Annotated in this window: 20 protein-coding genes and 2 tRNA genes; 11 read left to right on the top strand and 11 right to left on the bottom strand. The window is 70.8% G+C overall.

Going from position 1 to position 25,082, the window contains the following annotated elements:
* Window positions 1-103: 103 nt before the first annotated feature.
* Together ACT53R_RS17035 and ispG are read right to left on the bottom strand one after the other, a co-directional pair.
* Window positions 104-745, bottom strand: coding sequence for a phosphatase PAP2 family protein (locus ACT53R_RS17035; RefSeq protein WP_476173107.1), 642 nt, complete (start codon window positions 743-745; stop codon window positions 104-106).
* A complete protein-coding gene (gene ispG, locus ACT53R_RS17030) occupies window positions 742-2,019 on the bottom strand; it encodes a flavodoxin-dependent (E)-4-hydroxy-3-methylbut-2-enyl-diphosphate synthase (protein ID WP_476173106.1) in 1,278 nt (425 codons plus the stop codon). Before ispG ends, ACT53R_RS17035 begins: the two co-directional genes overlap by 4 nt.
* A gap of 93 nt (window positions 2,020-2,112) precedes the next feature.
* Between ispG and xseA the strand changes: the two genes are divergently transcribed.
* A complete protein-coding gene (gene xseA / locus ACT53R_RS17025; protein ID WP_476173105.1) occupies window positions 2,113-3,462 on the top strand; it encodes an exodeoxyribonuclease VII large subunit in 1,350 nt (449 codons plus the stop codon).
* Between the two features lie 21 nt (window positions 3,463-3,483).
* Here the strand turns inward: xseA and ACT53R_RS17020 are convergent, their stop codons facing one another.
* Entirely contained in the window at window positions 3,484-4,008 is a 525-nt protein-coding gene (locus ACT53R_RS17020; RefSeq protein WP_476173104.1) for a DUF1579 family protein, read from the bottom strand.
* A gap of 262 nt (window positions 4,009-4,270) precedes the next feature.
* Between ACT53R_RS17020 and ACT53R_RS17015 the strand changes: the two genes are divergently transcribed.
* The 6 genes from ACT53R_RS17015 to ACT53R_RS16990 all read left to right on the top strand — a co-directional run bounded on the left by ACT53R_RS17015 (window position 4,271) and on the right by ACT53R_RS16990 (window position 13,151).
* A complete protein-coding gene (locus ACT53R_RS17015) occupies window positions 4,271-6,775 on the top strand; it encodes a TonB-dependent receptor plug domain-containing protein (protein WP_476173103.1) in 2,505 nt (834 codons plus the stop codon).
* 190 nt (window positions 6,776-6,965) lie between these two features.
* Window positions 6,966-8,780 (top strand): vWA domain-containing protein, encoded by a 1,815-nt coding sequence (locus tag ACT53R_RS17010; protein ID WP_476173102.1) that lies wholly within the window; start codon window positions 6,966-6,968, stop codon window positions 8,778-8,780.
* 165 nt (window positions 8,781-8,945) lie between these two features.
* Window positions 8,946-9,503, top strand: a complete 558-nt coding sequence (locus ACT53R_RS17005) for an RNA polymerase sigma factor (RefSeq protein ID WP_476173166.1) — start codon at window positions 8,946-8,948, stop codon at window positions 9,501-9,503.
* Entirely contained in the window at window positions 9,500-10,705 is a 1,206-nt protein-coding gene (locus ACT53R_RS17000) for a hypothetical protein (RefSeq protein ID WP_476173101.1), read from the top strand. The genes ACT53R_RS17005 and ACT53R_RS17000 overlap by 4 nt, the downstream gene beginning before the upstream one ends.
* An 18-nt stretch (window positions 10,706-10,723) precedes the next feature.
* Window positions 10,724-11,326, top strand: coding sequence for an IMPACT family protein (locus tag ACT53R_RS16995; protein WP_476173100.1), 603 nt, complete (start codon window positions 10,724-10,726; stop codon window positions 11,324-11,326).
* 55 nt (window positions 11,327-11,381) lie between these two features.
* Window positions 11,382-13,151: an ABC transporter transmembrane domain-containing protein gene (locus ACT53R_RS16990; RefSeq protein ID WP_476173099.1), complete on the top strand. Its 1,770-nt coding sequence runs from the start codon at window positions 11,382-11,384 to the stop codon at window positions 13,149-13,151.
* 139 nt (window positions 13,152-13,290) lie between these two features.
* Here ACT53R_RS16990 and ACT53R_RS16985 read toward each other — a convergent pair.
* From ACT53R_RS16985 to ACT53R_RS16960, 6 genes are all read right to left on the bottom strand, one after another.
* Window positions 13,291-13,367: transfer RNA gene (locus tag ACT53R_RS16985), tRNA-Arg, on the bottom strand.
* Window positions 13,368-13,517: 150 nt separating this feature from the next.
* Window positions 13,518-13,610 (bottom strand) — tRNA-Ser (locus ACT53R_RS16980).
* 43 nt (window positions 13,611-13,653) lie between these two features.
* A complete protein-coding gene (gene csrA / locus ACT53R_RS16975; RefSeq protein ID WP_476173098.1) occupies window positions 13,654-13,857 on the bottom strand; it encodes a carbon storage regulator CsrA in 204 nt (67 codons plus the stop codon).
* 150 nt (window positions 13,858-14,007) lie between these two features.
* Entirely contained in the window at window positions 14,008-16,677 is a 2,670-nt protein-coding gene (gene alaS / locus ACT53R_RS16970) for an alanine--tRNA ligase (protein WP_476173097.1), read from the bottom strand.
* Window positions 16,678-16,811: 134 nt separating this feature from the next.
* Complete coding sequence (gene recX / locus ACT53R_RS16965; RefSeq protein ID WP_476173096.1) at window positions 16,812-17,327, bottom strand: recombination regulator RecX; 516 nt, start codon at window positions 17,325-17,327, stop codon at window positions 16,812-16,814.
* A 57-nt stretch (window positions 17,328-17,384) separates the two neighbouring features.
* Complete coding sequence (locus ACT53R_RS16960) at window positions 17,385-18,230, bottom strand: DUF1444 family protein (protein ID WP_476173095.1); 846 nt, start codon at window positions 18,228-18,230, stop codon at window positions 17,385-17,387.
* Window positions 18,231-18,394: 164 nt separating this feature from the next.
* On the opposite strand from ACT53R_RS16960, the gene ACT53R_RS16955 reads away from it, so the two are divergent.
* From ACT53R_RS16955 to ACT53R_RS16940, 4 genes are read left to right on the top strand one after another with little or no spacing between them, the layout of a single operon-like run.
* Window positions 18,395-18,850, top strand: a complete 456-nt coding sequence (locus ACT53R_RS16955; protein WP_476173094.1) for a MarR family winged helix-turn-helix transcriptional regulator — start codon at window positions 18,395-18,397, stop codon at window positions 18,848-18,850.
* 1 nt (window position 18,851) lies between these two features.
* Complete coding sequence (locus ACT53R_RS16950) at window positions 18,852-20,390, top strand: efflux transporter outer membrane subunit (protein WP_476173093.1); 1,539 nt, start codon at window positions 18,852-18,854, stop codon at window positions 20,388-20,390.
* Window positions 20,387-21,571, top strand: coding sequence for an EmrA/EmrK family multidrug efflux transporter periplasmic adaptor subunit (locus ACT53R_RS16945; protein ID WP_476173092.1), 1,185 nt, complete (start codon window positions 20,387-20,389; stop codon window positions 21,569-21,571). Before ACT53R_RS16950 ends, ACT53R_RS16945 begins: the two co-directional genes overlap by 4 nt.
* Window positions 21,572-21,607: 36 nt before the next feature.
* Entirely contained in the window at window positions 21,608-23,191 is a 1,584-nt protein-coding gene (locus ACT53R_RS16940; RefSeq protein ID WP_476173091.1) for a DHA2 family efflux MFS transporter permease subunit, read from the top strand.
* A gap of 3 nt (window positions 23,192-23,194) precedes the next feature.
* Here ACT53R_RS16940 and radA read toward each other — a convergent pair whose 3' ends face one another.
* Window positions 23,195-24,598: a DNA repair protein RadA gene (gene radA, locus ACT53R_RS16935; protein ID WP_476173090.1), complete on the bottom strand. Its 1,404-nt coding sequence runs from the start codon at window positions 24,596-24,598 to the stop codon at window positions 23,195-23,197.
* Between the two features lie 205 nt (window positions 24,599-24,803).
* Window positions 24,804-25,082 (bottom strand): IS30 family transposase (locus tag ACT53R_RS16930; protein ID WP_476173089.1); only part of this gene is annotated, 279 nt, incomplete at its 5' end.

Raw genomic sequence — 25,082 nt, 5'->3', positions numbered from 1 at the left:
CGGGGGGCTGGATCGCAGGACGCGGGCGCGTCCCGTCGCGATGTCCCGAGTGTACGCGGTTTGTCCCCTGCCTCGATCGGGGGCCGCCGGATCCGCGATGCGATCAGCCCGGCACCATGCCCCGGCGATCCGCGACCGCCCACCACACCGCACTGCCCCAGGCAATGCCGATGGCCGCTCCCGCGAGCACGTCGCCGGGAAAATGCACGCCGAGCAGCACCCGCGACGCAGCCACCGACAGCGCGAAGCCCCACGCCGCCAGCGCGACCGGCCAGCGCCAGCGCGATCGCCAGGCGAGCACGGTCAGCACCGTCGCGAGGGTCGCGGTCGCCATCGCATGGCCGCTGGGGAACGAGAACGTGGCCGGCAGCGTCGCCGCCGACCAGTCGACAACCGGCCGCGGGCGCGCGAACAGCAGTTTCAGGCCCTTGTTGAGCAGCAGTCCGCCGCCCAACGCCACCGCGGCGAAACCCGCCGGCCGCCAGCGTCGCCGCAGCGCGAGCACGACGACCAGCAGCGCATCGAACGGGATCACGCCACCGCGGTAACCGATCACGTCCAGCCAGCGCGCGACGGTCTCCAGCGCGGGCGTCGTCAGCGCGTGCGCCCGACGCAGCAGGCCGTCGTCCACGCCGGCCGCAAGACCGGTCCGCATCGCGATCGCGGACAGCACGAAGATCGCCAGCGCGATCAGGCACGCGATCGCCGCGCGCCGGCCGGGCGTGGGCGCCGCGCGTGGCGTCATTCCGGGCGCAGCACGGCGCCGTAGGTGCGGTCGACGTAGTCGTCGATGATCCCGACGAACGCCTGCGCGATGCCTTCGCCGCGCAGGGTCACGGTCTTCTCGCCGTCGATGAACACCGGCGCGGCCGGCGCTTCGCCGGTACCGGGCAGCGAGATGCCGATGTTGGCGTGGCGCGATTCGCCCGGGCCGTTCACCACGCAACCCATCACCGCGAGCGTGAGGTTCTCGGCGCCGGGCCGGGTGATCTTCCACTCCGGCATCTTCGCGCGAACGTGTTCCTGCACCGTCTGCGCCAGTTCCTGGAAGAACGTGCTGGTCGTGCGACCGCAACCCGGGCAGGCGGTGACCATCGGCGTGAACGCGCGCAGGCCCAGCGTCTGCAGCAGTTCCTGCGCGACGATGACTTCCTGCGTGCGCGACGCGCCGGGCTCGGGCGTGAGCGAGATGCGGATCGTGTCGCCGATGCCTTCCTGCAGCAGCACCGCGAGCGCGGCGCTGGACGCGACGATGCCCTTGCTGCCGATGCCGGCCTCGGTCAGGCCGAGGTGCAGCGCGAAATCCGAACGCCGCGCGAGATCGCGGTACACCGCGATCAGTTCCTGCACGCCGCTGACCTTCGCGCTGAGCACGATCTTCTCGCGCACCAGACCAAGGTCGACCGCACGCTCGGCGGAATCGACGGCAGAGCGGATCAGCGCCTCGCGCAGGACGCGGCCTGCGTCCCACGGATCGGCGCGCCCGGCGTTCTCGTCCATCAGCTGCGCCGCCAGCGACTGGTCCAGCGACCCCCAGTTGGCGCCGATCCGCACCGGCTTGCCGTAGCGGATCGCGAACTCGATCAGCTGCGCGAACTGGGTGTCCTTCTTCTTGCCGAAGCCGACGTTGCCGGGGTTGATGCGGTACTTCGCCAGTGCCTCGGCGCAGGCCGGCTCGGCGGCGAGCAACTGGTGCCCGTTGTAGTGGAAGTCGCCGATGATCGGGACCTCGATGCCCATCATCGCCAGCTTGTCGACGATGCGCGGCACCGCGGCGGCAGATTCGGGATTGTTCACCGTCACCCGCACCAGTTCAGAGCCGGCGCGCCAGAGTTCGGCGATCTGCTTCGCGGTGCCGGCGACGTCAGCAGTGTCGGTGTTGGTCATCGATTGCACGACCACCGGCGCGGCGCCGCCGACAGCGACCTTGCCGATGTGGACCTGGCGAGTGGAACGGCGCGAAGCGGGGCCGTACGCGGGCGCCGCATCGTCGCGGCAGGGCGGGAGCTGGTCGGACATGGCGGAATTCTACCCGCCCGTGCCACACGCGGCTCGGTAGAGCGGGTGCATGGCGTCTCGGCCGGCGCGACCGGTTCCCGTATCCTGTGGCGGATGTCCGTCCCGCCCGCCCCCGCCGACCGCACGCCGTACACGCCCAGCCAGCTGAACGCCCTCGCCCGCAACCTGCTGGAGGACGCCTTCCCGCTGGTCTGGGTCGAAGGCGAACTCGGCAACCTCTCGCGGCCGTCGTCCGGGCACCTGTACTTCACCCTGAAGGACGCCCGCGCCCAGGTCCGCTGCGCGCTGTTCAAGCCCAAGAGCCAGTGGCTGTCGTTCGTGCCGCGCGAGGGTCTGCGCGTGCTCGCACGCGGCAGGCTGACGCTGTACGAGGCGCGCGGCGACTACCAACTGATCCTCGACACGCTGGAGGACGCGGGCGAAGGCGCGCTGCGGCGGGCGTTCGAGCAGCTGAAGGCGAAACTCCAGGCGGAAGGCCTGTTCGACCAGGCGCGCAAGCGACCGCTCCCTGCGCACGTGCGCCGGCTGGGCGTGCTGACCTCGCCCTCGGGCGCGGCGGTGCGCGACGTGCTGAGCGTGTTGCGCCGGCGTTTCCCGCTGGTGGAGGTGGAGATCCTGCCGGTGCCGGTGCAGGGCGAGACCGCGGCGGCGCAGATCGTGCGCATGCTGCACGCCGCCGGCCGCGCCGGCCGCCACGATGTGCTGCTGGTCACGCGCGGCGGCGGTTCGCTGGAAGACCTCTGGGCATTCAACGACGAAGCACTGGCGCGGGCGATCGCGGCCTCGCCGATCCCGGTCGTGTCGGCGGTCGGCCACGAGGTCGACGTCACCCTCGCCGATTTCGCCGCCGACCTGCGCGCACCGACGCCGTCGGTGGCGGCCGAGCTGCTGGTGCCCGATCGCGCCGACCTCGCCGCCCGCCTGCGCATGCTCGCCCGGCGCCTGCATGCGACGCACGAGCGCGCGCTGCATCAGGCCGCGCAGCGCACCGATCGCGCGGCGCTGCGGCTGCACGCGCTGCGGCCGCAGGCGCGGCTCGACCTGCTGCGCCGCCGCCAGGACGACGCCCTGCGCCGACTGCACGCGGCCTGGCGCCAGCACGACCAACAGCGCCACGCGCGCCTGCGCCACGCCGATGCAGTGCTGCGCGCAGCGCGACCGCAGCGGCGACTCGCCCAGTTGCGCGAGCGCCTGCAGGCACTGGCCCCGCGGCCGCAGGCGGCGACCGTGCGCCTGCTCCAGCGGCACGCGCTGCATCTGCAAGGACTGGCGCGCTCGCTGGAGGCGGTCAGCCCGCTGGCGACGGTCGCCCGCGGTTACGCCCTGCTGCTGCGCGAGGATGGCCGCGTCGTGCGCGGCGTCGACGACGTGCGCGCGGGCGACAGGCTGGAAGCGCGGCTGCGCGACGGCACGCTGGCGCTGCGGGTCGAACTCGAGGACTGAGCGGCGCCGCGGCGCCCGCGCTCAGTCGATGCGCCGGTAGTCCACGTCCATCGTCTGCATCTCGTCGTCGGACGACGTGAGGCTGGTCAGCACGATCCGCAACCGGTCGTCGTCCGGCTGCTCGATCGCGGTGCGCCAGCGGCAGGCCGCCCCCGACGGCTGGCGGCCATCGCCAAAGGCGCCGAGCACCGCGAAATCCCCGGCGTCGTCGGCAAGTTCCGCCCGCGCGTGCAGGATCGTCGTGCCGGTGTGGAAGCTGTCGACCCACGCGCATTCCCAGCGCCGCGCATCGACGTCGTGGCCCAGCAGGGCCAACCCGGCGTATTGGCGACCATCGAAGTCCCAGACGTAGTCGTGCAGCAGGAAGCGCCCGCCGAGCACGCTGCGCAGCGTGCCGCGCTGGACCGATTCGGCGGCCAGCATGTCGCGCTCGAACCACAGCCGGCAGACGCCTTCCCACGTGCCGACCATGCGCGCCAGGCGCCGGTGCGGCGGATCGCCGCCACGGTCGATGCCGAGGGCCTCGCCCTCCGTCCGGGTGATCACGTGCATCGCACTTCCCCCCATCCGAAGCCGCCAGCGTACTCCCGTCGGCCGGCCGTGGCATGCCCGGCCGACGGCCCTGCGCACGCCCCCGGACGACGCCCGAAACGCCGGTCCGGCCGCCAACCGCGACGGAAACACGGTCGGTAACGCTAAAAAAATGTTATGAGTGGCGCCGCTCGTGGCCCCGGGCCGCCGGCCACCGCGCCCGGACAGGCCCGGCCGAAGTTCCACCCACCCTCAAGACATGGATCCAGGAGGCGTCATGCAGTCACGCAGTCCCCGTTTCGCCGTCCGGCGCGCGCGCCGCGCCGGCCCCGCCCTCACCGCCCTCGCGCTCGCGCTGGCCGTCGCCATGCCGGCCTACGCGCAGCAGGCCGATGCCCCCGGCGCCGGCGAGCTGGACACCGTCCAGGTGCTCGGCAGCCGCGCGAAGAACCGCACCGCCGCCGAGACCGCCGCGCCCGTCGACATCCTGCGCGCCGAGCAGCTCGAACGCACCGGCGCACTCGAACTGGGCCAGTTGCTGCAGACGCTCGAACCCAGTTTCAACTTCTCGCGCACCACCATCAGCGACGGCACCGACATCATCCGCCCGGCCACGCTGCGCAGCCTCGGCCCGGACCAGGTGCTGGTGCTGGTCAACGGCAAGCGCCGCCACCAGCAGGCGCTGGTGAACGTGCAGCAGACCATCGCCCGCGGCTCGGCGGGCACCGACATCAACGCGATCCCGGTGTCGGCGATCGAACGCATCGAAGTGCTGCGTGACGGCGCCGCGGCCCAGTACGGTTCGGACGCCATCGCCGGCGTGATCAACGTCGTGCTGAAGAAGCAGACGAAGGAGACCCAGCTCGCGTTCCAGGCCGGCCAGACCCGCGAGGGCGACGGCGAGCTGTACTCGGCGGGCATCAACCAGGGCTTCGCGCTGGGCGACGACGGTTTCATCAACCTCACCGCCGAGTACCGCGACCGCGGCGAGACCAACCGCGCCGGCCCGGATACCCTGCGCGTCCCGCGCCCGCGCGTGACCCAGCACATCGGCGACGCCGATGCCCAGGACGCCTACCTCTGGCTCAACGGCGGCGTCGGCCTCGGCGGCGGCGAGCTGTACTGGTTCGGCGGCTACTCGCGCCGCGAAGGCAGCTCCTACGGCTTCTTCCGCAGCGCCGGCGACGGCCGCACGGTGCCGGACCTGTACCCGAACGGCTTCCTGCCCAACATCGTCACCACGGTGGAAGATGCCTCGCTGGCGGTCGGCTACCGCGCTCCGATCAACGACACCTGGGACTGGGACCTGTCGCTGAACCACGGCCGCAACCGCTTCGGCTTCCACGAAAGCAACTCGGTCAACGTCAGCTGGTGGTACGAACCGAACGGCACCGGCATCTACGGCACGTCGCCGACCTCCGCCGACACCGGCACGCTCAAGTACGACCAGACCGTCCTCAACCTCGACCTGCGCGGCAGCGTGGACATCGGCAACAGCGAGCCGCTGAGCCTCGCCTTCGGTGGCGAATACCGCCAGGAAAACTACGCGATCGAGGCCGGCGACCCGGTGTCGTACACCTACGGCCGCACCAACAATCCGGCGATCCCGATCCTCAACCAGAACGGCGGCTTCGCCGCGCCGGGCATGCAGGGCTTCCCGGGCTTCTCGCCGAACGAGGAAGTCGACAAGGGACGCCACAACTACGCGCTCTACGCCGACGCCGAGACCCGCTTCGGCGGCAAGTTCCTGGTCGGCGGCGCGCTGCGGTTCGAGGACTACTCCGACTTCGGCACCACCACCACCGGCAAGCTGTCGCTGCGCTACGACTTCACCGACACCTTCGCCCTGCGCGCCACCTACTCCACCGGCTTCCGCGCGCCAGGCGTGCAGCAGCTGTTCTACAGCCAGCGCTCGACCAACATCGATCCGGCCACCGGCCTGCTCGCCGACACGCTGACCGCGCGCCAGGACAGCGCCGTGACCCGCGCCTTCGGCATCGACCCGCTGAAGGACGAGACCTCCAAGAGCGCCGCGATCGGCCTGACCTGGCGTCCGAACGACCACGCCAGCCTCACCGTCGACCTGTACCGCATCGACATCGACGACCGCATCATCTTCTCCAGCAACATCGCGCCGGAAACGCTGGGCACCGACGGCCTGCCCTGCAACGGCAGCAACAGCAACTGCCCGATCCGCGCGATCCTGCAGCCGTTCGGCGTGGCCCAGGCGCAGTTCTTCACCAACGCCATCGACACCCGCACCACCGGCCTCGACATCGTCGGCGAGTACGGCACCGAAGCCGGCGGCGGTCGCCTCGACCTGACCGCGCTGCTGCACTGGGGCACCACTGAGGTCACCGACCGCCGTTCGCAGTCGCCGATCCTCTCCCCGACGCAGTTGTTCGACGACAGCCAGGTCACGCTGGTCGAACGCGGCCAGCCCAGCGCCCACCACGTCTTCCAGGGCGTGTGGAGCCGCGGCAAGTGGGACTGGACCCTGCGCGCGAACTACTACGGCTCGGTCGCCGGCGAAGGCTTCACCCCGGGCTACCGCCAGGTGTGGGACGGCGCGACGCTGTTCGACGCCGCGGTGGGCTGGAACGTCACCGACAAGGTGCGGGTGATGGTGGGTGCCGACAACCTGTTCGACACCTATCCGGACAAGTGGGATCCGACCAACGCCTTCCCGTTCCCGCAGCTGGGCTTCACCTACGGCTGGGAAACGCTGCCGTTCGGCATCAACGGCACGTTCCTCTACGGCAAGGTGAACGTGAAGTTCTGATCGCCCCGCGATCGGGATCGCACGACGGAACGGGCGGCTTCGGCCGCCCGTTCTCGTTTGGCTGCGCCCGTTCCGACGACGCCCGGCACGGCGGCCGGTTCAGGATCCGTGCGCATCGACGCAACCCCGTTCCACGGCATGGGGCGTTTGCCGATGCGTCCACTCACCGCGTCCACCCCGGAGACCCACCATGCCCCGCAGCGCCACCCGCGTCGCCACCGTCACCCTGCTCGCCACCGGCATCTTCGCTGCCCTCGCCGGCTGCCACCGCGGCGCCACCGTCGCAGATGCGCCGAAGGACGATCGCGACGCCGCCAACGCCGTCCTGCAGGATGCCGTGCCCGCCACCGCCGAAGCCGCGGCGCGCCAGGAGGTCGACAAGGTCGTGGTGACCGGATCGCGCGTCCGCCGCGCGCAGGAGGAACGCAAGGCCGCCGGCGCTGCCGCCGCCACGAGCATGGGCTACGTCGCCGCGCCGATGGCGCCTCCGGCGCCGCCCGCACCACTGATGTCCGTCGGCGGGATGCCGCAGAACATGCCGCAGGAGCCGGTCGCGAACACCGAGCACTACGCCGAGCACGACGACAACCCGGTGAAGCGCGTCGCCGAGGCGCCGGTCTCCACCTTCTCCATCGACGTCGACACTGGCAGCTACAGCAACGTGCGCCGCATGCTGCACGACGGCGTGCGCCCGCCGGCCGACGCGGTCCGCGCCGAGGAAATGATCAACTACTTCGACTACGGCCATCCGGGCCCGTCGTCGCTGGCGACGCCGTTCCGCGTGACCACGGAGATCGCGCCGGCGCCGTGGAACGGCAAGCGCCAGCTGCTGATGATCGGCATCAAGGGCTACGACGTGCCCAAGGCTGAACTGCCGCCGTCGAACCTCGTGTTCCTGATCGACACCTCCGGCTCGATGCAGAGCGAGGACAAGCTGCCGCTGCTGAAGCAGTCGTTCGCGCGGCTGGTCGAACAGCTGCGTCCTCAGGATCGCGTGTCGATCGTCGTCTACGCCGGCTCCGCGGGGCTGGTGCTCGCGCCGACCTCCGGCAGCGAGAAGGCGAAGATCCTCGGCGCGCTGGACGACCTCAGCGCCGGCGGCAGCACCAACGGCGGCGCCGGCATCCAGCTGGCGTATGCGACCGCGCGGCAGGCGTTCGTGAAGGACGGCGTGAACCGCGTGATCCTCGCCACCGACGGCGATTTCAACGTCGGCACCACCGACCAGAAGGCACTGGAAACGCTGGTCGGCGACCAGCGCAAGAGCGGCATCGCGCTGACCACGCTCGGCTTCGGCCAGGGCAACTACAACGACAGCATGGCCGAGCGCCTGGCCGACGTCGGCGACGGCAACCACGCCTACATCGACACCCTGCAGGAAGCGCGCAAGGTGCTGGTGCAGGAGATGCAGTCGACACTGCTGACCATCGCGAAGGACGTGAAGATCCAGATCGAGTTCAACCCGGCGCAGGTCGCGGAATACCGGCTGATCGGCTACGAGAACCGCCTGCTCAATCGCGAGGACTTCGCGAACGATCGCGTCGACGCCGGCGACATCGGCGCCGGCCACGAAGTGACCGCGCTGTACGAACTCGTGCTGGTCGGTTCCGACGCCCAGCGCCTGCCCGCGCTGCGCTACGGCACGCCGCAGGCCGCACCGGCCGGCGTCGCCGCGAACGAACTCGCGCACCTGCGCCTGCGCTACAAGCGCCCGGGCGAAGATACCAGCCGGCTGATCCAGACGCCGATCAGCACCGCGCAGGCGCTGGCGAAACACGCGCCCAGCCCGGCGCTGCGCTTCGCGGCCACGGTCGCCGCGTACGCCGATGCACTGCGCGGCGGGAAGAACATCGACGGCTGGACCTGGGACGACATCGCCCGCAGCGCACGCCAGACCACCGGACCCGATCCGTGGAAGCTGCGGGCCGAGTTCGTCGACCTCGTCGACGCCGCGCGCCGCATCACCGCTGGCGACACGCCGCAGATCGGGATGATCGCCGACTGAGCGCAGCGCGACGGCGGCCCGCCTCCACCGGTGTCCGCCGCCGTCGCCCGCCTCCCGGCCGCCGCCATGTCCGCCCAGCCTGCCATCGCCACCGTCTCCCGCCATCGCGCAGTGCGAAGCGCGACGGGCTTCACGAAGCCGGCGGCAGCGCTTACCCTGATCCGCATGAACGATGTGGCGGAGGTCAGCGACGAAAGCCTCATGCTCGCCTACGCGGCGGGCGATGCGGCGGCGTTCGCGCGCCTCTACGAGCGGCATCGCGGCAAGCTCTACCGCTTCCTCGCGCGCCAGTTGCACGGCAACGGCGCGCTGGCCGACGAACTGTTCCAGGACGTCTGGCAGCGGGTGATCGCCGCCCGCAAGGGCTGGAAACCCGACGCCGCCTTCAGCACATGGTTGTACCGCATCGCGCACAATCGCCTGGCCGACCACTGGCGGGCGCTGCAACACCGGCCGCCGGCGCCGGAAGACGGCGACGAACGCGCCGCCCGGGTGCCGGATCACGACACCCCTGAGCGGCAGTTGTCGGAATTCGAGGAACGCCGGCGCCTGCGACTGGCGCTGGACGAACTGCCGGAAGAACAGCGGGAAGTGGTCCTGCTGCGGCTGGAACAGGATCTGAGTCTGGAGGAGATCGGCGAGATCACCGGCGTCGGCCGGGAGACCGTGAAATCGCGCCTGCGCTACGCGATGGACAAACTGCGCCAGAGGCTGAACCCATGAACCGCCGCATCGATCCCCTGTCGCAGGAAGAACGCGAGCTCGCCGAGCGCCTCGGGCGCCTGGGCGGGCCGCGCGAGCCCGCGCCCGCGCTCGATGCCGCGATCCTCGCCGCCGCGCGCGCCGCGGTGGCCGAGGACCAGGCACCGCCGGTCGTGCTCGCCGCCGCGCCGGTGCCCGCAACCGATGCAGCCGCCGACGCGAAACCGGAAGCCAGGCCCGATCCGGCGCCCGCCCCCGCCCCGACCGTCACTCCGTTCCGCCCGCGCCGCACCGTGCCGCGCTGGCCGCTGGGCCTGAGCGTGGCCGCCTCGCTGGTACTGGCCGCCGGCATCGGCTGGAAGCTGCAGGGCGACGGCGACGGCAGTTCGGCCGAAGCCGCCAAGTCGATGTCGGCGTCGGCGCCCGCCGCCGCCGAGGACGCGGTGATCCTCGACCCCGCGCTCGACCGTGCCCCGGTGCAGCCACCCCCGCCGCCACCGCCGCTGGAGGGTGACGCCGCGCGCCGCGTCGCCGAGGAAGCCCCCGCGCCGCAGCAGGCGCTGGCGAAGGCCGCGCGCCAGGACATGGACACGGCCGGCGGCAGCTTCGAGAGTGCCGATGCCCTCCAATCGCCTGCCGCCTTCCCCGCGGCGCCTGCCGCCGCCCCGGTGGCAGCGGCGTCCCCGGCGGAGCACGACGCCGGGATCAGCGTGAGCCGCGAGGCGAAAGGCTATCTCGAGGTCCCCGGCGCCCAGGTGCCGCGCACCGCGGTCGGCGACGGCCGCGATACCGAAGTCGGTGCCGCCGAATACACCCGCACCCCGCTGGAACAGCGGCGCGAACAGGCCAAGGCCGCCAATCGCGCGGCCGAGGCGGACGCCGCCCCGCCGCCGGCCCCGGCCTCGTCGGCCCCGGCGCGCGACCGCGCCCGCCAGGCCAGCCAGGGACTCGCCGACAATGCCGCCGCGGCCGACAAGCCCGCCGCATCGGCGGCGAGCGCGGCCGCCGGCGCAGCCGATCGCTACGACGACCGGCCGCCGGTGTCGGCCGATTCGCCCGCCTTCCGCCAGGCCTGGCTGCAGCGCATCCGCACCCTGCTCGCCAAGGGCGACACCGCGGCCGCCGCCGACAGCCTGCAGGAATTCCGCCGCCGCTATCCCGGCGTCGAACTGCCCGACGACCTGCGCAAGTTCGCGGCCACGCTGCCGCCGCCCGCGCCCTGAGCCCGGGCCCCGCCGCGCATGTCGCTCCAGACCCTGACCGGGCCGGCGTCGCACTTGCTCGAGGTCAAGCACAGCCGGTTCCTCGCGCAGGCGCTGCCGGTCACGTCAGCCGATGCGGCGATGGCGGCCCTGCCCGGCTGCTCGGACCCGGCCGCGACCCACAACTGCTGGGCGTGGCGGATCGGCGACGCCTACCGCTCCAGCGACGACGGCGAGCCTGCGGGCACCGCGGGCCGGCCGATCCTCGCCGCGATCGACGGCCAGGGCTGCGACCGGGTGCTGGTGGTGGTCACCCGCTGGTTCGGCGGGATCAAACTCGGCGCCGGCGGCCTCGTCCGCGCCTACGGCGGTGCGGCGGCCGAATGCCTGCGCCGGGCCGACAAGCAGCCGCTCGTCGCCTTCGCCGAACTGGCGTTCGCCTGCCCCTTCGCCCACCTCGGCGACGCGCATGCCGCACTCAACGCGTTCGGGGCCGAGAAGCTCGACGAAACCTTCGACGCCGATGGCGCGACGCTGCGGATCCGATTGCCCGCCGATCGCGCCGACGACTTGAAAACCCGGCTCCGCGACGCCACACGGGATCGCATCCGGTTCGCGGCGCCTCGCCCCTCCCAGCAGTGATCGCCGCAGCGCCGGCGCTGCGCGTCCCCGGACTTCCTTCTCTCGACCGCAGCGCATGAGCACACCCGAACCGTCCGAACGTCCCAAAGCCCCCCTCGGCAGCCTGCGCGCGCTGTGGCCCTTCGTCCGCCGCCACAAGGCGCTCTTCGTCGGCTGGCTGACCGCGCTGGCGGTCTCCTCCGCCGCGTCGCTGAGCCTGCCGGTGGCGTTCCGCACCATGATCGACGAAGGCTTCAAGCGCGGCAGCGCCGGCGACATCGACCGCGCGTTCCTGCTGCTCTTCGGCGTGGCGCTGGTGCTGGCGCTGGGCACCGCCGCCCGTTTCTTCTTCGTCTCGATGCTGGGCGAGCGCGTGGTCGCCGACCTGCGCGAATCGCTGTACGCCCACCTCATCGGCCTCGACGCCGGCTTCCACGAGCGCAACCGCAGCGGCGAGCTGGTCTCACGGCTCACCGCCGACGTCGAGCTGATCCGCAACATCGTCGGCAGCGTCATGTCGATCGCGCTGCGCAGCGGCATCACCGTGATCGGCGCGGTGGTCATGCTGTTCGTCACCAGCCCGCGGCTGGCGGCCTGGGCGCTGGTCGGCATCCCGATGGCGGTGCTGCCGGTGATCATCGGCGCGCGGCGCATCCGCAAGATCGCCCGCAACAGCCAGGACCGCGTCGCCGACGCCAACGCGCTCGCGGCCGAAACGCTCGGCGCCGTGCGCACGGTGCAGGCGCACGCGCGCGAGGACTACGAACGCGGCCGCTTCGTGAGCGCCGTCGCCAACGCCGTCGGCACCGCGCGCAAGCGCATCGGCGCACAGGCGCTGATGACCGGCTCGACCATCATCCTGTTCTTCGGCGCGATCACGCTGGTGCTGTGGTCCGGCGCGCACGACGTCATCGCCCATCGCATGACCGCCGGCACGCTGATCCAGTTCGTGCTGTACGCGCTGTTCGGCGGCGGCTCGGTGGCGGCGCTGGCCGAGGTCTGGAACGAACTGCAGCGCGCCGCCGGCGGCATGAGCCGCATCGGCGAATTGCTGGACGAAGCGCCGGGCATCGTGGCGCCGGTACACCCGCAGCCCTTGCCGCAGCCGCTGCACGGCGAGATCGCGCTGGAACACGTCGAATTCCGCTACCCGATGCGCCCCGATGCGCCGGCGCTGGAAGATTTCACCCTGCACGTGAAGCCCGGCGAGACCGTCGCGCTGGTCGGCCCGTCGGGCGCGGGCAAGAGCACCGTGTTCGGGCTGCTGCTGCGCTTCCACGACCCGCAGTCCGGGCAAGTGCGGATCGACGGCGTCGACGTGCGCGACTGCGACCCGCTGGTGCTGCGCGAAGGCATCGGTCTGGTGCCGCAGCAGCCCACGCTGTTCGCCGCCAGCGCGCGCGACAACATCCGTTACGGCCGGCTGGATGCGACCGACGCGGAAGTGGAAGCCGCGGCGCGCTCGGCGGAGGCGCACGACTTCCTGTCGGCGCTGCCGAACGGTTACGACGAAGAACTCGGCGAGCGCGGCGTGCGCCTGTCCGGCGGCCAGCAGCAGCGCATCGCCATCGCCCGCGCGCTGCTGAAGGACGCGCCGATCCTGCTGCTGGACGAGGCCACCTCCGCGCTCGACGCACAGAGCGAACGCGCCGTGCAGCACGCGCTGGAGAACCTGATGCGCGGCCGCACCACGCTGGTGATCGCGCATCGTCTCGCGACGATCCTGCGCGCCGATCGCATCGTGGTGATGGACAAGGGCCGTATCGTCGCCGAAGGCACGCACGAGAGCCTGCTTGCGCAGGGCGGCCTGTACGCGGAGCTGGCGAAGCTGCAGTTCCTCGACTGAGGCCTTGCGATCATCGAAAGCGATGCGGCGGACCTTCGCCGCATCGCGCGGACCGACGACGCAGTCGGCTGGAACCCCTGCAAAAACAGACCGGAAAAGAAAAAAGCCGTCGATTGCTCGACGGCTTTTTTCTCTTGTATGGCGCGCCCGGAAGGATTCGAACCTCCGACCCCCAAGTTCGTAGCCTGGTGCTCTATCCAACTGAGCTACGGGCGCGTGAAGCAGAAGCGAAATTGTGCCAACCTCGATGGGATTGGTCAATCCCTTTCGCGTATCCCGACGACATCTTTCGTTTTCGATCCGCAGTGCGGAGGAAACATGATCCGGATGAACCGGATCGGATGCGTGCATCTGGAAACGCGACGGTGGCGGAGAGTGAGGGATTCGAACCCTCGATGGAGCTTTTGACCCCATACTCCCTTAGCAGGGGAGCCCCTTCGGCCTCTCGGGCAACTCTCCGTCGGCAGCAGCGATCACGATGCTGCGCGGGAAGGATAACGACTCAGTCGCCCTGGGGCAAACCCGAATTCGGTCCGTGTCCTTCGCCGCGTTGGATGCGGTGGTAAATCTCCTCACGGTGCACGGCCACGTCCTTGGGAGCCGTGATGCCGATACGCACCTGGTTGCCCTTCACTCCGAGCACGGTCACGGTGACGGTGTCTCCGATCATCAGAGTTTCGCCAACCCGGCGAGTCAGAATAAGCATTGCATGTCTCCATCGGCCGACGTCCCCCTCGTCGACCCTCTTGTCATGTCTGTCCGCGGCCTAACCGAACGGGGATGAAGCGCAGGCCACGAACGCAATAAATTAGCATACCCTGATTCAAGCGCCATCGGAAAGCGCCTGAAGTCACGGTCAGGCGCCGATCCGCTCCGCGACCCAGTCGCGGACGCTGTCCAGCGCGGCAGGAAGTGCGGGGCTGTCTTCACCGCCGCCCTGGGCCATGTCGGGACGGCCACCGCCCTTGCCCCCGATCCGACCGGCCACGTGGGCCAGCAGTTCACCGGCCTTGACCCGGCCCAGCGCCGTGCCGCCCACACCCGCGATCAGCGCGACTTTACCATCGGCTGCACCGGCCAGCAGCACGACTGCGTCACGGAGTTCCGCCTTCAGGCGGTCCACGGCCTCGCGCAGCGCCTTGGCATCCAGGCCTTCCAGACGCGCCGCCAGCACCTTCACGCCGCCGACGTCGACCGCCGTGGCGCCCAGGTCGGCCACGGCCGCGCCGGCCGCCTTCGCCTTCAGGGCCTCCAGCTCGCGTTCCAGCTTCTTCTGGCGGTCCAGCAGCGCGCGCACCTTGTCGCCGACGTCGGCCTTGTTGCCGCCCAGCAGGCCCGCGGCCTCGGCCAGGCGGCGCTCTTCGTCGGCGATGTGGTCAAGCGCGCCCTGCCCGGTCACGGCCTCGATCCGGCGCACGCCGGCCTGGGTACCGCCTTCGGAGACGATCTTGAACACGCCGATGTCGCCGGTGCGGCGCACGTGGGTGCCGCCGCACAGCTCGGTGGAGGTGTCGCCCATGCGCAGCACGCGCACGCGCTCGCCGTACTTCTCGCCGAACAGCGCCATCGCACCGAAATCCAGCGCTTCCTGCATGCCCATCTGGTGGACTTCGGCCTCGCTGTTGGCGCGGATCTCGGCGTTCACGCGGCGCTCGATCTCGGCCAGCTCCGCCGGCGTCACCGGCTGGAAATGCGCGAAGTCGAAGCGCAGGCGGTCCGGCGCCACCAGCGAACCCTTCTGGGTCACGTGGGTGCCGAGCACGCCGCGCAGCGCCGCATGCAGCAGGTGGGTGGCGCTGTGGTTGAGGATGATCGCGCCGCGACGGGCGGCGTCGACGCGGCCGCCGAGGCGGTCGCCGCGCTTGAGGCTGCCGGCCGAGAGCGTGCCGACGTGGCCGAAGAACTGGCCGGCCAGCTTCTGGGTGTCGCTGACGGCGAAGTCCGCGCCCTCGCCCGCCAGCGTGCCGGTGTCGCCGACCTGGCCGCCGGATTCGGCGTAGAACGGCGTGCGATCGAGCAGAACGATCGCGTCATCGCCCGCGGTGATCGCGTCGACCGGCTTGCCGTCCTTCAGCAGCGCGACGACTTCCAGACCATCGGCATCGAGCGCGTCGTAGCCGAGGAAGGCGGTGGGCGTCAGCTGGGCGATGAGTTCGCCGGACAGCACGATGCCGCCACCGAACTTGCCGGCCTTGCGCGCGCGATCGCGCTGCTCGGCCATGAGGCGGTCGTACTCGGCGGTCACGTCAGTTGACAGCTCGCCCAGCCCCTTCTCGCGCAGGATGTCGGCGATCAGGTCGGGCGGGCAGCCGTAGGTATCGTGCAACTGGAACAACTGTTCGCCGTCGATGCGGCCGCCGCTCTGCGCGAGATAGCCTTCGAGCCGCATCATGCCGGCGTCGAGGGTCTGCGAGAACGCGGCTTCCTCGGCCTTCAGCGCACGCTCGACCAGCGCACGCTTCTCGACCAGTTCCGGGTAGGCCTCGCCCATCACCTCGATCAGCGGCTGCACCATGCGCCAGAAATTGCCCTGCGCATCGAGCGCGTGCAGCTTCCAGAGATGGCGCACGGCACGACGGATGATCCGGCGCAGCACGTAGCCGCGGCCTTCGTTCGACGGCAGCACGCCGTCGACGATCAGGAAGCTGCAGGCACGCGTGTGGTCGGCGATCACGCGCAGCGACTTGTGTTCGAGATCGGCGGTATTCGTGATCGCGGCCGCGGCCTTGATCAGGTGCTGGAACAGGTCGATCTCGTAGTTGCTGTGCACGTGCTGCAGCACGGCCGCGATGCGCTCCAGACCCATGCCGGTATCGACGCACGGCGCCGGCAGCGGCAGCAGCGTGCCGTCGGGCTGGCGGTCGAACTGCATGAAGACGTTGTTCCAGATCTCGATGAAACGGTCGCCGTCTTCGTCGGGCGAACCCGGCGGACCGCCGGCGATGTGGTCGCCGTGGTCGTAGAAGATCTCGGTGCAGGGGCCGCAGGGGCCGGTGTCGGCCATCTGCCAGAAGTTGTCGGAGGCGTACGGCGCGCCCTTGTTGTCGCCGATGCGGATGATGCGGTCCGCGGGCAGGCCGATCTGCTTGTGCCAGATGTCGAAGGCTTCGTCGTCGGTGTGGTAGATCGTGACCAGCAGTTTGTCCTTCGGCAGCTGCCACACGCTGGTCAGCAGTTCCCACGCATAGGCGATGGCGTCCTGCTTGAAGTAGTCGCCGAAGCTGAAGTTGCCCAGCATCTCGAAGAAGGTGTGGTGGCGCGCGGTGTAACCGACCTGGTCGAGATCGTTGTGCTTGCCGCCGGCACGCACGCAACGCTGGCTGGACGTCGCGCGGGTGTAGCTGCGCTTCTCGGCGCCCAGGAAGACGTCCTTGAACTGCACCATGCCGGCGTTGGTGAACAGCAGGGTCGGGTCGTTGCCGGGCACCAGCGGGCTGGACGGCACGACGGTGTGGCCCTTCGACCGGAAGAATTCGAGGAAATCGCGGCGGATCTTCGCGGTGGTGTTGTCGGCGGTGGTCTTCATGACGATTCGAATGGCGGGTGCGGCCCGGCGCCGCGGGGCCGGCGGGAGGCCGGCGCGGAATCGAGCGAACGTTGCAGGATTCGATAGATTATCAGGCGCCACCCGCTTCCGGGCAGCGCAGCCGGGCCCCGGACTCAGTCCTCGTCCGGGTCGAAACGCACGGCGGCGCGGATCTGGTCGCCGTCGAAGCCGCGGCGGACGAGGAAGTCGGCGGCCTTGCGGCGCACGGCGAGATCGTCGGCGCCGCCGGGGAAGCGCCGGCGCACGAGGTCGCGGGCATTCTCGGCCCAGTCGCCGTCGTAGCCCTCCATCGCCGCGGCGACGGCATCGCGATCGAGGCCATGCATCGCCAGCTCGGCGCGGATGCGGATCGGGCCCTGGCCGTTGTTCGCGCGGCTGCGGACCAGCTGTTCGGCGAAGCGCTCGTCGCTCTGCCAGCCCGCCTCGGTCATGCGCGCGACCGCCGCCTGCGCCTCGTCGCTGGCCACGCCGCGGGCGGCGAGCTTGCGGGTCAGCTCCTTGCGCGAATGCTCGCGCCGCACCAGCAGTCCGAGGGCGCGCTGCTGCGGGGTGAGCTCGGGACGACGGCGTTTCGACGGCTTCGGCGATGCGTCGGTGCCGCCTTCTGCCGGCGCGTCTGGATCGGGCATGTCGGGATCGTGCATGCGGGCAGTGTAGGCGCGACGGATGCCGGACTGCAGCGTCCGTCAGAGCGGACGCCAGCCCTCGCCTTCGCGGATGAACAGCCGGTCGGTGAGCGCGTAGGTCGCGTCGTCGCGCATCTTCGACGCCAGCGTGCGCAACTGCGCCACGGCCTCGGCATCGGCACCATCGGCGAACAGCAGCAGGTCACGCGCCGGCACTGCGGCCACCGGCGCGCCGCGCAACTTCTCGGCTTCGCGCGCCCACAGGTCGTCGAACAGCAGCAGCGAGGCTTCGTAGTTGCCATCGGCGGTGACCATGCTGATCTGCGGCCCGCGGTGGACCTCGATCCCCGGCAGCAGCCCGCGCAGGTTGCGCACGGACAGCGCGCGCAGTTCCTCGCGCTGCACGCCGAGGTCCTCCAGCATGCCGGGCAGCAGGTAGGCGATGTTGCTGGGCGTGTCGAGCGCGTAGACCACGACCAGGTCGTCGTTGAGGTCCTCGTGCACCTTGTCCTGCGGCGTGCCGCCCATGGCCTGGATCGACGCGCCGACCTCGGCCATCCAGCCGCGGTCCTTGATGATCGGGATGATCGCGTCGCGGCTGGGCTCCAGGCCGCGGGCGGCGTCGGCGAAGGAACGCACGAAGCGGTCGACCAGCTCGTCTCGGGCGTCCGGGGCCTCGCCCTGGTACATGCGGTAGGCGTTGTGGAGGTAGGCGCGATTGCCCCCCTCGCCATCGCCGTGGCCGATCGACAGCTCCAGTTCGCCGACGACGCGGACGTCGAGATCCGGCGACAGCGCGCGCACCCGCCGGGCGACCTCGTCGGCGAAGGCGTCGGGCGTCAGGCCGGGATCGGACGGCCCACGCCCGCCGAACAGGCCGCGCAGGGCGGAGAAGAGACGTTTCATGGCGGGCTCCCGATCAGATCGGTTCAGGATACGCGGCCCGGCAGCCCGGGTCTGCGGCCGCCGGACATCCACCCCGGCCGTGCGGATTGCCGGACGAATCGTTCTATTTGCAATGTAAACATTTGCATTGACAAATATTGCGCGCGACACAAAAATTCGCCGCCATGAATCCGACCCTGCCCCCGCCCGCCGAGCCCGGCACCCAGCTCGGCCTGCTGTTCCGCCAGGTCCGCGACGCCATGTGGATGCGCATGGAGCGCGAGCTGGCCGCCGCCGGCCACGAGCTGACCTTCAGCCAGTACATCACCCTCAAGCGGTTGGCCGAGGACGATGCCGGCGCCAGTGAGCTGGCGCGCAAGGCCGAACTCAACCCCGGCGCGATGACCCGGCTGCTGGATCGCCTCGAAGAACGCGGCCTGACCGTCCGCATTGCCGATCCTGCCGACCGCCGCGCACTCCGCGTGCAGCTCACCGACGTCGGCCGCGCGATGTGGGCCGACATCCACCAGTGCGGCGTGCGCGTCCGCAGCCAGGCCATGGCCGGCCTGTCCGACAGCGAACAGGACGCCCTCGTCCGCCTGCTGCAGCAGGTGCGCGACAACCTCACCCGTGAAGACTGAGATGCGTACTTCCCTTTCCTCCTCGCTCACGCGCGCGCTGCGGCCGGTGCCGATGATGCTGGCGGCGGCGGTGCTCGCCGGCTGCGCCAGCACCCACGGACTGGCGCCGCAGACGTCCCCGCGCGATCCAGACTCCCTCGCCGTCGCGAAGAGCATCAGCGGCCACCTGTCCCCGGCCGCCTGGCCGACGCAGGACTGGTGGCATGCCTGGGGCGACCCGCAGCTCGACGCGTTGATGACCGAAGCGCTGGCCGGCACGCCCTCGCTCGCCGCCGCGGATGCCCGCGTGCGCAAGGCGCAGGCGCAGGCCGAACTGGCCGATGCCGCGCGCCAGCCAAGCGCCACCGGCTCGGTGCGCTACTCCGGTGCCTACCTGCCGCAGACACTGATCCCGGCGCCGTTCGGCGGCGACTACAAGGGCGTCGAGCTGGGCATGGTCCAGTTCGCCTATGCCCCCGACCTGTGGGGCGGCCATCGCGATCGCTGGGAAGCCGCGGTCGACCTCGCCCACGCCGCCGAGGCCGATGCGCAGCAGGCGCGCCTGCTGCTGTCGTCGAACCTCGCGCACACCTACATCGGTCTGGCGCAGGCGTTCGACGCCAAGGCCGTGGCCGAGCGCGAAGGCGCCCGCGCGCGGCAGCAGCTCGACCTCGCCCGCCGCCGCGCCCGCGCCGGCCTCGACAACGCGGTGCAGACCCGTCAGGCCGAAGGCGCCGTCGCCGCGGCACAGCAGCAGGCCGACGCCGCGCAGCAGCGGATCGACACCCTGCGCAACGCGCTCGCCGCGCTGACCGGCCAGGGCCCGGATCGCGGGCTGGCGATCCAGCCACCGGCGCTACTGGCCGTCGATGCGCCCGCGCTGCCGTCGGACGTGCCGAGCGAGTTGCTGGGCCATCGCCCCGACGTCGTCGCCGCGCGCTGGCGAGCCGAGGCCGCGACGAAGGGCGTCGATGCCGCGAAGACCGACTTCTACCCCAGCGTCAATCTGTCCGCGATGGTCGGCATCGCCGCCGGAAAGCTCTCGGACCTGTTCACCCGCGATGCCGCCTTCGGAACCGGCGGCCCGGCGATCAGCCTTCCGATCTTCAACGGCCGCCGCCTTCGCGGGCAGTTGGCGTCCACCGACGCCGACGCCGACCTCGCCTACGCGCAGTACGACCAGACCGTGGTCGGCGCGCTGCGCGAGGTCGGCGATGCGTTGCAGGCCGCGCGTGCGCTCGACGCGCAGATCGCGTCGCTCGCGGACGCGCGCGAGGCCGCGCGCAAGGCGCAGGCGCTGGCCGAAACCCGCCGCCGCGCGGGCCTGGGCACGCAGCTCGACGTGCTGGCCGCGCAACGTCCCGTGTACCAGCTCGACGCCCAGATCGCCGGGCTCCGCGCCGAGCGCCGCAACGCCGCGGCCGATCTCGCCGTCGCGCTCGGCGGCGGCTTCGCCCCGACCGCGCCGGAACCGCCGTCGCTCGATGCCCCGGCCGCCACGCAACCCGCTTCCGAACCCGCTTCCGAATCGTCCTCCACGTCTTCCCGGACCGCCCCATGACCACCGAAATGAATCCCGCCCCCGACGCCGCGACCTCCGCGCCGAAGAACGGCAAGCGGCGTCGGGCACTCACGATCCTCGGCGCCTTCGTCGTCGCCGGTGGACTCGGTTTCCTCGCCTGGCACCTGCTGGTCGGGCGTTGGCACGAAGAGACCGACGACGCCTACGTGCAGGGCAACATCGTCGCGATCGCGCCGCAGACGCTGGGCACGGTCGTCGCCATCGGCGCCGACGACGGCGACCGCGTGCTCGCCGGCCAGGTGCTGGTGAAGCTCGACCCCAACGACGCCGAAGTCGCCTACGAACAGGCGGTCGCCAACCTCGCCGGCACCGTGCGCCAAGTGCGCGGCCTGTTCAACGCCGTCCAGGCCGGTGAAGCCGATTTGCAGGCGCGCGAAGTCGCGGTGAAGCAGGCCCGCGCCGACGTCGCCCGCCGCAGCGGACTGGTCGACGGCGGCGCCGTCTCCGCCGAGGAACTCGCGCACGCCAAGGCGCAGCTCGAAGCGGCCGAGGCCGCGCTGTCGTCCTCGCGCGGCCAGTTGTCCCGCAATCGCGCGCTGGTCGACGACACCACGCTGGCGAAGCAGCCGCAGGTGATGGCCGCCGCCGCGCAGCTGCGCCAGGCCTACCTCAACCTGCAACGCGGCGAGATCGTCTCGCCGATCGCCGGCTACGTCGCGCGCCGCAGCGTGCAGCTCGGCCAGCGCGTGCAGCCGGGCACCACGCTGATGACCGTGGTGCCGCTGGAGCAGGTCTGGGTGGAGGCGAACTTCAAGGAAACGCAGCTCGCGAAGATGCGCCTCGGCCAGCCGGTGGAACTGACGTCCGACCTGTACGGCGGCGACGTGACCTACACCGGCAAGCTGTCGAGCATTGGCCTGGGCACCGGCAGCGCGTTCGCGCTGCTGCCGGCGCAGAACGCCAGCGGCAACTGGATCAAGATCGTGCAGCGCGTGCCGGTGCGGATCGCGCTGGATCCGAAGCAGCTCGCCGAGCATCCGCTGCGCATCGGCATGAGCATGGCCGCCGACGTCTCGCTGCGCGAAGCCGGCAACGGCGTGCTGCCGACGACGCCGTCGAAGGCGCCGGGCCTGCGCACCGAGGCCTACGCCAAGCAACTGGCCGACGCCGACGCGCTGATCGAGAAGATCGTGCGCCAGAACCTCGCCGGCGGCCGCTGAGCCCGTCGCCGACCTCGCCCGGATGAAGTCGTCGCCATGAGCGCCACCACCGCGAATGCCGATGCGGCGCCCGCCGCACCGGCCCCGGCCGCCGCCGGCCCCTTCCGCCCCGCGAACGTGCCGCTGACCACGGTCGGCCTGGCGCTGGCGTCGTTCATGCAGGTGCTGGACACGACAATCGCCAACGTCTCGCTGCCGACCATCTCCGGCAACCTCGGCGGCAGCGCCAACCAGGCGACGTGGGTCATCACCTCGTTCGCGGTGAGCAACGCGATCGCGCTGCCGCTGACCGGCTGGCTCACCCGCCACTTCGGCGAGCGCAAGCTGTTCATGTGGTCGACATTGGCGTTCGTGATCGCGTCGTTCCTGTGCGGCATCGCCGAGAGCATGGGCATGCTGGTCGCGGCGCGCGCGCTGCAGGGCTTCGTCGCCGGGCCGATGTATCCGGTGACGCAGGCGCTGCTGCTGTCGATCTATCCACCGCACAAGCGCGGACAGGCCATCGCGCTGCTGGCGATGGTCACGGTGGTCGCGCCGATCGCCGGGCCGATCCTCGGCGGCTGGATCACCGACAACTACAGCTGGGAATGGATCTTCTTCATCAACATTCCCATCGGCATCTTCGCCAGCTTCACCGTCGGCAGGCAGCTCAAGGGCCGGCCGGAGCGTCTCGAAAAACCGAAGATGGACTACGTCGGCCTCGCCACGCTGGTGCTGGGCGTGGGTGCGCTGCAGATCCTGCTGGACCTGGGCAACGACGAGGACTGGTTCCACTCGTCCACGATCGTGGTGCTCGCGATCGTGTCCGCGATCTCGCTGGCGGTGTTCGTCATCTGGGAACTTACCGACCGCGATCCCATCGTCAACCTGCGCCTGTTCCGCCACCGCAACTTCAGCGCCGGCACCGCGGCGATGGTGGTGGCGTACGCGGCGTTCTTCAGCGTCGGCATCCTGGTGCCGCTGTGGTTGCAGCGCAATCTGGGCTACACCGCGATCTGGGCCGGGTTCGCGAGTGCGCCGATCGGCATCCTGCCGGTGCTGCTGACACCGTTCGTGGGCAAGTACGCCAGCCGCTTCGACCTGCGCATCCTCGCCAGCATCGCGTTCGTGGCGATGTCGCTGACCAGCTTCGCGCGCTCGGACTTCAACCTCGACGTCGACTTCCGCACGGTGGCGATGGTGCAGCTGTTCCAGGGCCTCGGCGTGGCGTTGTTCTTCATGCCGGTGCTGACGATCCTGCTGTCCGACCTCGAACCGCACGAGATCGCCGCGGGTTCGGGCCTGGCGACCTTCATGCGCACGCTCGGCGGCAGTTTCGCGGCATCACTGACCACGTATGCGTGGACCAGCCGCAGCGCCGTGCATCACGCGCAGCTCGCGGATGCGGTGTCGACAACAGATCCGGCGACGATGGCGCAGGTCGCGGCGCTCGGCGGCGGCAACCTGCAGCGCGGCGCGGCGATGCTGGAGCGGATGATCGGCAATCAGGCGGCACAGATCGGCTTCAACGAGATCTTCCACCTGCTCGGGATCATCTTCCTGTCCGTGATCCTGTTCGTGTGGATCGCGAAGCCGCCGTTCTCGGCCAAGGCCGGTCCCGCCGCCGCGGGCGGGCACTGAGGCTCAGCGGTCGGCCGCTGCGTCCAGCGCGTCGGCCAACCGCTCCACCGCGACCACGTCCATGCCCTTGTAGGCACCGGCGCGCGGTGCGTTGGCCTTCGGCACGATCGCGCGCTTGAAGCCGTGGGTCGCGGCTTCCTTCAGCCGCTCCTCGCCATTGGGCACCGGGCGGATCTCGCCGGACAGCCCGACCTCGCCGAACGCGATGGTCTTCTCCGGCAGCGGACGGTCGCGCAGCGACGACAGCACCGCGAGCAGCACCGGCAGATCGGCCGCGGTTTCCTGCACGCGGATGCCGCCGACCACGTTCACGAACACGTCCTGGTCGCCGACCATGATCCCGCCGTGGCGATGCAGCACCGCCAGCAGCATCGCGAGCCGATTCTGTTCGAGGCCGACCGCCACGCGGCGCGGATTCGACAGCGGCGAGGCATCGACCAGTGCCTGCACCTCGACCAGCAGCGGCCGCGTGCCTTCGCGCGTGACCATCACGCAGCTGCCCGGCTGGTGGCCGCTGCCGGAAAGGAAGATCGCCGACGGGTTCGGGACCTCGCGCAGGCCCTTGTCGCCCATCGCGAACACGCCCAGTTCGTTGACCGCGCCGAAGCGGTTCTTGAATGCGCGCAGCACGCGGAAGCGGCTGCCGCCGTCGCCCTCGAAATACAGCACGGCGTCGACCATGTGCTCGAGCACGCGCGGGCCGGCGATGCCGCCTTCCTTGGTGACGTGGCCGACGAGGAAGATCGCGGTGCCGGTTTCCTTCGCGAACCGCACGAGGCGCGCGGCGCTCTCGCGGACCTGGCTGACCGAACCGGGCGCCGCGGTCAGCGTCTCGGTCCACAGCGTCTGCACCGAGTCGGCGACCAGCAGCTTCGGCCGCATCGTCGCGGCCTGTTCGAGGATGCGCTCGACGCCGGTCTCGGCCAGCGCGCTCAGACCATCGAGCGGCAGCCCGAGGCGCGCGGCGCGGCCGGCGACCTGCGCCAACGATTCCTCGCCGGTGACGTACAGCGCGGGCAGCCGCCCGGCCATGCTCGCCAGCGCCTGCAGCAGCAGCGTCGACTTGCCGATGCCCGGGTCGCCGCCGATCAGCACCACCGCACCCTCGACGAGACCGCCGCCGAGCACGCGGTCGAATTCGCCGATGCCGGTCGTGGTGCGCTGGTCCTCGTGCTGCAGCACGTCCTTCAGCGCGGTGATCTTCGGCGGCTCGACCTGTCCCGCCCAGCTGCCGCGGCGCGCGGCCGGCGGCGCGCTCGCCGCGCTTTCCAGCACGATCTGGGTGAGCGTGTTCCAGGCGCCGCATTCACCGCACTGCCCCTGCCACTTGCCGTGCTCGGCGCCGCACTCGGCGCAGACGTAGGCGGTGCGGGACTTGGCAGCGGGCTTGCCGGGGGCTTTGCTCACGGGCGATTCCGGGGAGGGCGACGGGGTACTGTAGCGGGCGGCGGTCGCAGGGGGCGAGACACCGGGCGATCGGGCCCTCGGCAGCCCGGCCTCGCTGTCATCCCGAGCCCAGGCGAGGGACCTGCTTTCCATCCGCGAAAGCCCGGAATCCTTTTCCGCGCTGGCGCGCGGGTCCCTTTCTTTTCGAAAAGAAAGGGACGCGGATTCAACCGATCAACGCAACGGTTTGTCGATATCGCTCTACCGGCGTTTCATAGCCTAGCGTCTTGCGTGGTCTCTCGTTCAACCGGCGCGCGACGGCATCCAGTTCGGCCTGCGAGACATCCGCCAGGCTGATGCCCTTGGGGAAGTATTGGCGCAGCAGGCCGTTGGTGTTCTCGTTCGTGCCCCGCTGCCACGGCTGATGCGGATCGCAGAAGTAGACCTGGATGTCCGTGGCCAGGGTGAAGCGGCGGTGTCCCGCCATCTCCTTGCCCCGGTCCCA

The sequence above is a fragment of the Lysobacter sp. DMC104 genome, assembly GCF_056313665.1.
This window is presented reverse-complemented; position numbering and strand designations above follow the sequence as displayed.